The sequence below is a fragment of the Aeromonas sp. S19(2024) genome (genome assembly GCF_041402625.1).
GTDB lineage: Bacteria > Pseudomonadota > Gammaproteobacteria > Enterobacterales > Aeromonadaceae > Aeromonas > Aeromonas caviae.
In genome coordinates, this window is sequence record NZ_JBGLQU010000002.1 from 659,961 (window position 1) to 671,730 (window position 11,770).

The 11,770-nt window shown below is 57.1% G+C and carries 7 protein-coding genes; all 7 read left to right on the forward strand.

Annotation, left to right across the window (positions count from 1 at the left end; translation table 11 throughout):
- Nucleotides 1–606: 606 nt before the first annotated feature.
- Nucleotides 607–1,551, forward strand: coding sequence for a TIGR01212 family radical SAM protein (locus ACB037_RS07465; RefSeq protein ID WP_371175111.1), 945 nt, complete (start codon nucleotides 607–609; stop codon nucleotides 1,549–1,551).
- Nucleotides 1,552–1,921: 370 nt separating this feature from the next.
- Entirely contained in the window at nucleotides 1,922–4,066 is a 2,145-nt protein-coding gene (locus ACB037_RS07470; protein ID WP_039040368.1) for a type I secretion system permease/ATPase, read from the forward strand.
- Nucleotides 4,059–5,474 carry an HlyD family type I secretion periplasmic adaptor subunit gene (locus ACB037_RS07475; RefSeq protein ID WP_010675165.1) on the forward strand — a complete coding sequence of 472 codons (1,416 nt, stop codon included), beginning with the start codon at nucleotides 4,059–4,061 and terminating at the stop codon, nucleotides 5,472–5,474. Before ACB037_RS07470 ends, ACB037_RS07475 begins: the two co-directional genes overlap by 8 nt.
- A 35-nt stretch (nucleotides 5,475–5,509) precedes the next feature.
- Nucleotides 5,510–6,841, forward strand: coding sequence for a TolC family outer membrane protein (locus ACB037_RS07480; RefSeq protein ID WP_010675164.1), 1,332 nt, complete (start codon nucleotides 5,510–5,512; stop codon nucleotides 6,839–6,841).
- 114 nt (nucleotides 6,842–6,955) lie between these two features.
- Nucleotides 6,956–7,699, forward strand: coding sequence for a transglutaminase-like cysteine peptidase (locus ACB037_RS07485; protein WP_371175120.1), 744 nt, complete (start codon nucleotides 6,956–6,958; stop codon nucleotides 7,697–7,699).
- Nucleotides 7,700–7,702: 3 nt separating this feature from the next.
- Nucleotides 7,703–9,628, forward strand: coding sequence for an EAL domain-containing protein (locus ACB037_RS07490; protein WP_069785225.1), 1,926 nt, complete (start codon nucleotides 7,703–7,705; stop codon nucleotides 9,626–9,628).
- A gap of 267 nt (nucleotides 9,629–9,895) precedes the next feature.
- Nucleotides 9,896–11,770: retention module-containing protein (locus tag ACB037_RS07495; protein WP_371175112.1), on the forward strand; the 1,875-nt coding region annotated here is incomplete at its 3' end.

Here is an 11,770-nt window from a genome sequence, read left to right on the forward strand (position 1 = left end):
CTCCCTTGCTCGGCCTTCCATCGCACTGTCATCAACAGACTGCATAAATTGCGATTGGCTCTTGTGGTTCCGTCCGCCTGAGGTGGCGAATCTCCAAACTAATGGGATTTTCGGGCAAGGTCAATTGGACATCCCGCTTGTTTGCAATGTTACATCGCCATAACAAAATGTGGGTTTTTGAGACTCAATCAGCATTTTTGTGTATTTATGACTGCTTTTTATTTATTTGTTGGCTTTATGTTCTGGTTATGGACGGTTTGGTGGTTGACTGCATGGTGGCGGAAAACTGTAGTAATTTTACAAAGTCATCTCTGGTGTGCTTGGCGGGGATCACATTTCAGGATCCTGCGTCTTGCATTTGTCCATAAGCAGACTAAACAGGATTTTTTCAGTAGTTACAGCCGGTTATGGGCGAGAGGTTATGACACTTTTCTCCAGGTTGCAGGAGTGACAGGTTGTCAAAAGTGACCGTGAATGCTGACTGTTGGGTATTTATCGCATCTAACGTGAATATTTATATGATTTTTGGGTAGAGAGCGGGATTGATCCAGCGCAGCCTGCCCGCCGGGCTGCGTCGCTAGAATGACACCTCATTTCGGAGGTGTCATGCAGTTACACGAACTCATCAATACATTTGGCCAGGATCTCAAGCAACGCCACGGCCAGAAGATCCACAAACTCTCTATCCACGGGGCCTTTACCTGCCCCAACCGGGACGGCACCCTGGGCCGGGGTGGCTGCACTTTCTGCAATGTCTCCTCCTTTGCCGACGAGTCGGCCCAGCAACTCTCCGTGGTGCAGCAACTGCGGGCACGCCGGGACGAGGTGACCCGGGCCAGGCGTTATCTGGCCTACTTTCAGGCCTATACCAGTACCTATGCCGAAGTGGAGTACCTTCAGCGCATGTATGAAGAAGCCTTGTCGGTGAGCGACATGGTGGGGCTCTGCATCGGAACTCGCCCTGATTGTGTACCCGATGCGGTGCTGGATCTGCTGGCAGGTTATCAGGCCAGAGGTTACGAGGTGTGGCTGGAGCTCGGGCTGCAAAGTGCCAACGACAAGACGTTGCAACGCATCAATCGGGGTCACGGCTATGCCGCCTATGTTGACGCTGTAACCAGAGCCCATCTGCGAGGCATCAAGGTGTGTGCCCACCTCATCGTCGGCCTGCCCGGCGAGGTGCCGATGAACAGCCTGGAAACCCTGCACCGTATCGTGGAGACCGGCGTCGAGGGGATCAAGCTTCACCCACTGCATGTGGTGGAGGGGAGCACTCTTGGCAAGGCGTGGCAGGCGGGACGGCTGGATGTGTTGACGATGGAGCAGTATGTGGCGGCGGCGGTCGCCATGATCCAGTACACGCCTCCCGAGGTGGTCTATCACAGGGTCTCGGCGTCGGCGCGCCGCCCGACCCTGCTGGCCCCCGCCTGGTGCGAGAATCGCTGGAGCGCCATGACCGCCATTGCCGCGGAGCTGGCACGCTCAGGCCCTCAGGGGCACTGCCTGGGACGCCCTTTTTCTCTCTCTTCCACGGGCGAGTGCCAACTCTAATTTCGTCAAAAAAACAGTGGGTTATTAGATGAAATTCAGTCTTTGGAGTATAGTTTCGTTCAAGTCACCTTGATAAGATGGTCGGCTTGAAAAAAGATATAGTTATCAATAACTCTTTGCAGTTTGTATACCGGGCGGGCTTTCTTCGTACCGGGTGGCATATTTCTTGGCAACATCAGGTGCTTGGTATGTCCCCTCCGTTTCCGGCATGAAAATCTGTGAGGGAGGCGAGACATGCAGTGTCCCGGCTCTGTGCGCTAATCGGGTTGTGGGTCTGGGTGGCGAGGTCTGTTCTGTTTTTCCGGATCGCCGCCGGGCTTTGGATATTCGGCCCCGAGACAACCTTCTGAATCATGTTTGATGGGATGCTATGCAAGCAGAAACCAGCCATATAGATGAACTGTTGGAGTGCTTGGTCTTTTTGACCCGCTTTTACGGGGTGCCCAACAGTCAGGATGCTCTCACCACCGGCTTGCCACTGGTCTCCGGGCGTCTCAGCACGGCGCTCTTCAGTCGTGCCGCCGAGCGGGGCGGTCTCTCTGCCCGCGAAGTGATCCAGCCCCTTGAACAGATCTCCTCCCTGCTGCTGCCCTGCGTCTTGCAGACGCGCAATGGCGGCGCCTGCATCTTGCTTGAATGGAATGAAGAACGGACCCAGGCGAGGGTCATCTTTCCCCAGGCCGGAGACGCGGCTCAATGGGTCAGTCTTGCCCAGCTGGGTGACGAGTACAATGGTCGTCTGTTCTACGTCAAGCGGCAGTTCAAATTTGATGAGCGCTCGCCCAAAGTGCTGGAGACCCGTGATGGTCACTGGTTCTGGAGCACCTTGTTCGAGTCCCGCGGTATCTATCGGGATGTGCTGGTGGCCTCGATCCTCATCAACCTGTTTGCCATCGCCAGCCCCCTGTTCACCATGAACGTCTATGACAAGATTGTGCCCAACCTGGCATTCGACTCCCTCTGGGTGCTGGCGGTTGGAGCCATGGTGGTGTTCACCTTCGACTTCGTGATGCGCCAGCTGCGCAGCTACTTCATCGATATTGCAGGCAAGAAATCCGACGTGCTCTTGTCGGCCAAAATCTTTGCCAAGGTGATGGGCATGAAGATGGAGTCCAGGCCTGCGTCGACCGGTGCCTTTGCCAAGCATTTGCAGGAGTTTGAATCGGTGCGCGAGTTTTTCACGTCGGCCACCGTCTCCACCCTGATCGATCTGCCGTTTGCCATCTTCTTCCTCTTCATCATCTGGATTTTCGCCGGTGTGATGGTGGTGGTGCCCATCATCGCCATCCTGATCCTGGTGGCCTACAGCTTCTACATTCAGGCACCGCTGAAGCAATCCATCGAGGAGGGCTCCCGACTCGCCTCCCAGAAGAACGCCAATCTGATCGAAAGCATCTCGGGCCTTGAGACCGTGAAGATTTTCGGGGCCGAGAGCATGTTCCAGCACCGCTGGGAGCAGGCGGTGTCCCACATCTCGACCTGGGGCGTGCAGACCCGGCGCATCACCAACTCCATGTCTTCTCTGGCGAGCTACATCCAGCAGGTGGTGACAGTGGGACTGGTGATCGTCGGTGTTTACCAGATCTCGGAAGGGTTGGTGACCATGGGGGGCATGATAGCGGCCGTGATGCTGTCGAGCCGGGCCATCGCCCCCATGGTGCAGCTGTCGGTGCTCTCCACCCGCTACAACCAGGCCAAGTCGGCACTCGAGATCCTAGAGAAGATCATGATGACGCCGGGGGAGCAGGAGGAGGGCAGGCAGTACATCCACCATCCGGTCATCCAGGGGCGCATCGAGTTTGAAAATGTCTCCTTCAAGTATCCGGGCATGGAGAGCAGTACCCTGCACAACATCAACCTGCGCATCGAGCCGGGTGAGAAGGTGGCCATTATCGGGCGGATCGGTGCGGGTAAAACCACGCTGGAGAAATTGCTGATGGGCCTCTATCGCCCGACTGACGGCCTGGTGCGTCTGGACGGCTTTGAGCTGGACCAACTGCCGCCGACCATTATTCGCCGGAACATCGGCTGTGTGCCGCAAGATGTGACCCTCTTCTTTGGTTCAGTTCGGGACAACATCATGCTGGGCAATCCCCTGGTGGACGATGCCCGTGTCTTGCGCGCCGCCAAGCGGGCCGGGGTCACCAACTTTACCAACCGGGATCCCAACGGTCTCGACAGACAGATAGGCGAAGGGGGACGTCAGCTCTCCGGTGGCCAGCGTCAGTCCATCCTGCTGGCTCGCGCCCTGCTCAACGATCCCCCCATTCTGGTGATGGACGAGCCGACCTCCAACATGGACAACCAGTCAGAGATGCACGTGAAGCAGGAGCTGGCGCGGCTCGGCCCCGAAACCACCCTTATCCTCATCACCCACAAGACCTCCATGCTGGATGTCGCTTCCCGGGTCATCGTCGTGGAGCAGGGGAAGATAGTGGCGGACGGTCCCAAAGAGGTGGTGTTGCAGCAATTGAAGGAAGGCAAGGTGCGGGTGCAGGAGACGGCGAATGGCTAACCACTGGTTCAAGAAAACGCCCTCAGATACGGTCTTGCCGGCACCCGAACATCTCGAGTACGTGGATGACGGCGCCGCCGCCGTGCTGCTGACGACGCCCACCCGTGCCAGAGTCCTGCTGTGGGCCTGCTTCCTGTTTTTTGTCAGCGCCATTGTCTGGGCCGCCTGGGCAGAGCTGGATGAAGTGACAGTCGGCCAGGGCAAGGTGATACCGTCGCGCCAGTTGCAGGTGATCCAGAACCTGGAAGGGGGGATCGTCAAGGAGATCTTCGTCAAGGAGGGGGACATCGTCGAGAAGGGACAGCCACTGCTGCGCATCGACGATACCCGCTTCAAGTCGGATTTTCGCGAACGGGAGCAGGAGCTGGTCACCCTCAAGGGGGATATCGCCCGCCTGCGCGCCGAAATTCGCAGCGTGGTGGTCAAGAACGAGCCCAATCTGGGGTGGCGTGAACAGGTAGCCATCGACAAACAGGCCATCGAGTTCCCCGAAGGGTACGAGAATGTCTTTGCCGAATATGCCGCCCGTGAAAGATCGGTGCAGGAGGCGCGGTTAAACAACCTCAAGAACCAGCTCTACATCCTGGGACAGCAGATCGAGCAGAAAGAGCAGGAGACCATAGAGCTCAATGCCAAGATCCGGACCGTGGGCCGCAGCGTTGATCTGGCTCGTCAGGAGCTGAACATCAGCCGTCCTCTCGCAAAAGAGGGTATAGTTCCTCAAGTGGAGCTAATTAAACTGGAGCGGCAGGTCAACGAAATGCAAGGGGAGCTGGAGGCGAACCGCCTGCTGGTGCCCAAGCTCAACTCGGTACTGCGGGAGACCATCTCGAAGCGAAATGATATCGCCCTGAAATTCCGGGCGGACTCCCAGACCGAGCTGAACGAACGTCAAGGCAAGTTGAGCCAGTTGTCGGAGGGTCAGGTCGGCCTCAGGGACAGAGTCGATCGTACCAGTGTGATCGCGCCTCTCAAGGGGACCATCAAGAAGCTCAAGATTAATACGCTGGGTGGGGTCGTTCAGCCGGGCATGGACCTGATGGAGATAGTGCCACTGGAAGACACCCTGCTGGTTGAAGCCAAGGTGTCGCCCAAGGACATCGCGTTCCTCAGACCCGGACTGGAGGCCGTGGTCAAGATAACTGCTTATGATTTCACTATTTATGGAGGTTTACATGGCAAGGTTGAACAGATAAGTGCCGACTCAATCCAGGATGAGGAGGGCAATTCCTTCTACCTGGTGCGAGTACGAACCGAGAAGAGTTATCTGGGCGATGAGCTTAACGCACTTCCCATCATCCCCGGTATGTTAGCCAGTGCAGATATTATTACTGGTAAAAAAAGTGTCCTAGACTACTTGCTGAAACCCATCTTGAGGGCTAAGCAGTCGGCACTGAGAGAACGATAAGCCAACAATCTAAAAACAACATGACTGGAGATACCATGAAGAAGACGATTGTTGCCATGCTGGTTAGTGGCACCATACTGTTCCCGGGCCTGAGCCAGGCACAGACGCTGGAACAGTCAGTGGCGCAGTCACTGGCTACCCATCCGAAAATCAAGGAAGCTTTTGATCTCTATCAGGCACGACTGTATCAGCATGATGGAGCCAAGGGCGGCTATTACCCCACCATTGATCTGCGTGGTGGCGTCGGTTACGAGAAGACTGACAGTCCCTCGACCCGTGCCGCAGGTCCCAATTCACAGACGATCGATGACTCCATGACGCGCAAGGAGGCCGGGATCAGCCTTCGCCAGATGTTGTTTGACGGCTTTGATGTCAGCAGCAACGTGGCACGGACCGATGCCGCCGCCCAGGCCCAGCGCCTGGCGATGATCTCCGAGGCGGAGAACACGGCCCTGCGCGTGGCCGAGGTCTATCTCAACATGCTGCGTCAGCAGGAGATCCTGGAGCTGTCCAAGCAGAACCTTGAAACCCACGAGCAGATCCGCAGTGACATCCAGAAACGGACCGACTCCGGTCTTGGGTCGACCGCTGACCAGACCCAGATCGACGGTCGTGTGGCTCGGGCGTACTCCAATCAGGCGGCGGCGGAGAACAACTATCGGGATGCCGAGAGCGAGTTCATCCGTGTCGTCAATGAAGTGCCCAAGGATCTCGTTCAGCCAGTACCGAACACCCAACTCCTGCCCGCAACACTGGAAGATGCGCTGAAGACGGCAACAGAGGTTCACCCGACCCTGTTGTCATCCCTGCAGGACATTGAAGAGGCGAAGTACCAGCATGAAGGCTCCAAGTCCGGGTTCTACCCGAACGTAGCCTTTGAAGTGGATCAGAACTGGAACGAGGACATCGATGCGGTCAAAGGCCGTAACGACGATCTCACCGCCATGGTCCGGATGCGTTACAACCTGTTCCGCGGTGGGTCCGATCTGGCAGAAAGCAAGGCAACCTCAGCGCTCTATTCCCAGGCCAAAGACATTCACATGAATGCCTTCCGTCAGGTGGAAGAGGGGACCCGCCTCGCCTGGAACGCCAAAGAGTCGCTGGCCAAGCAAAAAGTCTTCCTCAAAGAGCACGTGGACGCCAGCTATGACACCGTACAGGCGTACAAGAAGCAATTCGGCCTGGGCCAACGGACCTTGCTGGACGTGCTGAACACGGAGAACGAACTGTTCGAGGCTCGCCGCAGCTACATCACGGCCGAGTACGACTCCCTGTTGGCGGATTATCGTATCCTCAATGCCACCGGTGGTCTGCTCAATGCCCTGAATGTGCAGCAACCGGCTGAATGGCAGGCCAACAATAACTGATGGCCCTGCCACTGATGTCATATCAGGCAAGGGGAATGGCTGCAGCGTGCTGCAGTCATTCTTTTATGCGTCCGGCGGTCAGGGGATGATGGCGGCGTCATGACACAGAAAGAAGTGGCATCGACAGGCTGGAGCCGACGTGATGGGTATCGAGCCCTCGCAGGTGCACGTGCGCCCTGGCGGGTTCGCCTGCTGTGGCTGGTCCTGCTGGCGATCCCCCTGCTGCTCAGCGCCAGCCAGCCTCTCTCACCGGAGGATATGAAACTGGTCAAGCGCGCTGAGGAGACCTATGGCCCCAGGGCTGGCAAACGGGTCACCAGCTGGCGCACTTTGGCAATGCAGAACAAGGCGGCGGGGCTGACGGATCGGCAGAAGCTGGAGAAGGTGAACCAGTTCTTCAACCAGATGCGTTTCATCGATGACATCAAGTTGTGGCACAAGAAGGATTATTGGGCGACACCGCTGGAATTTCTGGGCGCAGCGGGGGGAGATTGTGAAGACTTCAGCATTTCCAAGTATTTTACCTTGCTGGAACTTGGCATCCCTGATGAAAAAATGCGAATGGTATATGTCAAGGCATTGGATTATAACCAGTTTCATATGGTCGTTGCCTACTATGAGACGCCTGCGGCAGTACCCCTGATTCTGGACAATCTTGTCGGATCAATTCGCCCGGCGACCCAACGGGCGGATTTGTTGCCAATTTACAGTTTTAACGGTAGTCACTTGTGGCTGATGAAGGCGCGTGGTCAAGGGGAACTGGCCGGGCAATCATCCCGCTTGGGATTATGGACAGACTTACGCAATCGCATGACATCGGGGCGATTGGCTCGGCCTGCGGTCAATTTGGATGATTAACCTATGACGCTCTACAGACAACTATTGGCAACCATGCTGCTGCTGTTCGGATTGCTGTTTGCCGCCACCTATTGGGTGCAATTCAATTCGACCCGCAACTACCTGGCGCAGCAGCAGGAGACCACCGTCATCAATACGTCCACCGCACTGGGTCTGGCGCTGACCCCCTATCTGGAGAACGGCGACAAGGTCAGTGCCGAATCCGTGATCAAGGCGGTGTTCGACGGGGGTTACTACAAGCTGGTCCGTCTCGATCTGCTGGCCTCCAAGGATGTCATCGAGCTGGAGAACAGCAGCCATATCGAAGGGGTCCCACAGTGGTTCATTGGGCTGGATCTGTTCCCTGAAGTGGCCAATGAATCGATTTTGACGTCGGGTTGGCTGCAACTGGGCAAGCTGAAGGTCGTCGGCCACCCTGGACAAGCCTACTACGAGCTTTGGAAAGGAATGAGCGAACTGGCCACCTGGTTCCTGGTCGGCTTTCTCGTCACCACTCTCTTGCTGATGCGGGCGCTCAATTATCTGCTCAAACCGCTCAAGCTGATTTGCGATCAGGCGGTTGAAATCGAGCTGCACCATTTCGGCCACGCCATTCCCGAGCCCAAGACCCGCGAGCTGCGGCAAGTGGTACAGGCCATCAATACCCTTTCCAGCAAGCTTGCCGTGCAGTTCAAAGAGCAGGCTGACGAAGCCGAGAATCTGCGAGCCCGCGTCTATGTAGATGCCGTCTCCGGGCTTGGCAACCGCTCTTACTTCGTCGGGCAGGTCAATGCCTGGATTGCGGAGGCCGGGCAGGGCGGGGTCATGCTGGTGGCCGTCGACATGCTGGACGATCTCTATCGGGAAGAGGGCTTTGCTGCAAGGGACAACATGGTCAAGTCCATTGCACAGGTGCTCAGGGAACTGCTGGATGGCTGGGATGGCGCGGCGCTGGCCCGGATCTCGGCGACGGAGTATGCCTTGCTCTGCCCCACCGATGACCTGTCTCAGCTCAAGGAGCTGGCGGAGCTCATCAACAGCCGTATCGCCGATCTGGTTGTCAATCCCATGGGAGAAAGCGGTGCGCTGTCCGTCGTCGGCATCGCCGGCCGTGATGGCAATGACGATCTCTCGGCCCTGCTGACGAAGGCGGATAACGCCCTTGGCAAAGCGCGCAATGAGCGGCGCGGTGCCGTCGTGATGGAAGGCGGCAATGAGCAGGGACTGATGGGACGCCTTGCCTGGCGAGACCTGGTGCAGGATGCCATTGCCAGACATCTCTGGCGCTTCAAGGCACAGCCTGCATGTCGCTTCGATGATGGTACCCGCCTGCATGCCGAGTTATTCGCGGCCATCTCGCGAGATGGAACGGATTACTTCGCAGGGCAGTTCTTGCCTGCGATCGAGCAGTTCAAGATGGGGGCAGAGTTTGACAAGGCGGTGCTGGAAGCCTGCGTCCCCTTGTTCAAGCAGCAACCGGAATTGGTGTTGGCAGTCAATATCACGGCGGGTTCTCTCTGTTCGGATGAGTTCCTGACATGGCTCAGAGGCTATCTGTCGCTGAACGTGGAGCTGAAGGAGCGACTGCTGTTCGAGATCCCGGAAGCGGCCATCATGAAACACAAAGAGTATGTGACTCATCTGGTTGAGCTGTTGCGAGAGCACGGCTTCTTGTGGGGGGTCGATCACTATGGCCGGCACTTCCAGTCCCTCGGCTATCTGGAAGAGCTGACCCCCGCTTATGTCAAGGTGGACCACGGGTATACCAGCCAGGTCATGGAACCAGGCGCCGATACCTCCTTCCTGGCGGCTGTCTGTCGGGCTGCCCACAACGCGGGTGTCACGACCATCGCCACCCGGGTGGAAGATCAACGGCAGGTTGAATTGTTGTCCAGTTTGCATATCGATGGTTATCAGGGGTTCGTTCACCCTGCATTTCCACTGGCATAAGCGGTACAACTCGATAGAAAGGGGCCCATTAAGGGCCCTTTTTTATATCTGTTTAGAATATGTACATCATTTTTACGCGACATATAGGTAATATCACTAAAACTCGCGCTGTTACTTAATTGATTTTTATATGTAAAAAATATTCGTTCGATTCGCTGCATCGGATGAAGTCAAAGAGACTCAACCCTGTACATTTTTGCAACGGAAGCAGGACGGGGGCGTATCTAGAGTGTAGGCATCAAGATCTGTCACCCTGGAGCAATGGATATGCGCACCCAAATCATCGACAAAACCGTGGTCGTCTCTTCCGTAGAAGGCAACGTTCAGATCCTGCTTGCCGATGGCAGCAGTCGTCCTCTCCAGCCTGGCGAGATACTGCAGCCTGGCGCCAGACTCAATATCGCTGATGATGCCAAATTGATGCTGGCTCCCTACGATGACAAACCTGCAGCGGACAACGGAGTCCCGGCAGGGACAGAGATGCCTCCAGAGGGGCAATCTTCCTCATCGGTCGCCAATCAGCAGCAAGGCTCGCCTGAAGTGTCGCCAGAAATTGCGGCGTTGCAACAATCCATCCTGCAAGGGGTTGACCCGACCAAGAACTTCGAAGCCTCTGCTGCCGGTGGGGCACCTGCCGCCGGTGGTGGTGGCGGTATCGGCGGGGTCGCTGGGGCCAGTGGCAATGGTGGTTTTGTTGTCATAGATCGCATCGGAGATGCGACCATAGCTGAGGCCGGTTTCGATACCGGCTATGACACGTTGATCGATCAGAATGTGCTGCAGGAAGACGATCTTCTGCCCGAGAATCAGCTCGATGATCAGGATGAGTCTGCTGTCACCCAGGAAGATCAAGCCATCAGTGGCAATGTGCTCGACAACAGCAACAATCCGGATGGTCCCCTTGATACGTCTGTCATTTCCTATAGCTGGGGCAGCAATCAGGGAATTGCTGCCGGCGTTGAGAGCACGCTGGATGGGATTGGTACGCTGATCATCAATGCGGACGGCTCCTATACCTTTACCCCCGCGCTGAACTACACAGGCCCTGTACCTGCGGTCAATTACACCGTAACGGATGGAGATGATACCAACGACTCCACTCTGACCATCACCATTACCCCTGTAGATGAGCCTGTCTCGCTGAATGGATTGCAGGTCGAGGGTGGTGAGCTTGTCCTTGATGAAGCCGCATTGCCGGATGGCTCAGCCCCCGATGGCGCCGCCTTGACCAAGAGCAGTACCTTTACATTCAATGCGGCAGATGGAGTACAAAGCCTGACGCTGGGAGGTGTGACGCTGATCAGCAATGGCCAGGTCTTGACCACCTTCCCCCAGGGGATCCCCAGTCCTTTGGGAAATCAACTGCTGGTGACCGGCGTCAGCTACAACCCGGTGACAGGGGTTGGCAGCGTGACCTACAGCTACACCCTGAACGATAACGAAACACATAACAAACCTGCAAATGATGGGGCTCTGACGGAGAGCTTCAACGTTGTGTTGACGGACTTCGATGGCGACACGACCAGTGCAGGGCTGGATGTCGTGGTGCTGGATGACGTGCCGACGGCGGTGAGCGACGTCAACCTGACGGCGGCGAGCGAGAACAACCTGGTCCTCAATGGCAACGTCATCACCAACGACGTGCAAGGGGCGGATGGCGCGGCAGTGACCGCGGGCACCCTGAGCGGGACCTACGGCAGCCTGGTGCTCAATGCCAACGGCACCTACACCTACACCCTCAACCCGAACGACGGTGACTTCAAGGCGCTGACCGGGGGCGGGGTGGGCAGCGAAGTGTTCACCTACACCCTGACGGATGCGGACGGGGATGTGAGCACGGCGACCCTGACCCTGACCATCAAGAACGACGATGACGGGGTGACCATCACCAACCTGACGCCCAAGGGCGAGGGCGGGGATGCGAAGGTGTACGAAGACGACCTGCTGGCGACCCGCGGCGAGAATGAATCGGCGGGGTCGGACAGCAGCAAGGAGTCGACCACGGTGACAGGGGACTTCACCATCAGCGCACCGGACGGGGTGAAGACCCTGAGCGTGGGTGGCATCAACATCGTGGTGAACGGGGTGGTGGCGGGCTTCCCGCTGAGCGGGGTGACCACGCCGCTGGGCAACACCCTGACC

What these genes read in the sequence shown, in the direction of transcription:
- ACB037_RS07465 (WP_371175111.1), top strand. Translation starts at nt 607, where the DNA reads ATGCAGTTACACGAACTCATCAATACATTTGGCCAGGATCTCAAGCAA.
- ACB037_RS07470 (WP_039040368.1), top strand. Translation starts at nt 1,922, where the DNA reads ATGCAAGCAGAAACCAGCCATATAGATGAACTGTTGGAGTGCTTGGTC.
- ACB037_RS07475 (WP_010675165.1), top strand. Translation starts at nt 4,059, where the DNA reads ATGGCTAACCACTGGTTCAAGAAAACGCCCTCAGATACGGTCTTGCCG.
- ACB037_RS07480 (WP_010675164.1), top strand. Translation starts at nt 5,510, where the DNA reads ATGAAGAAGACGATTGTTGCCATGCTGGTTAGTGGCACCATACTGTTC.
- ACB037_RS07490 (WP_069785225.1), top strand. Translation starts at nt 7,703, where the DNA reads ATGACGCTCTACAGACAACTATTGGCAACCATGCTGCTGCTGTTCGGA.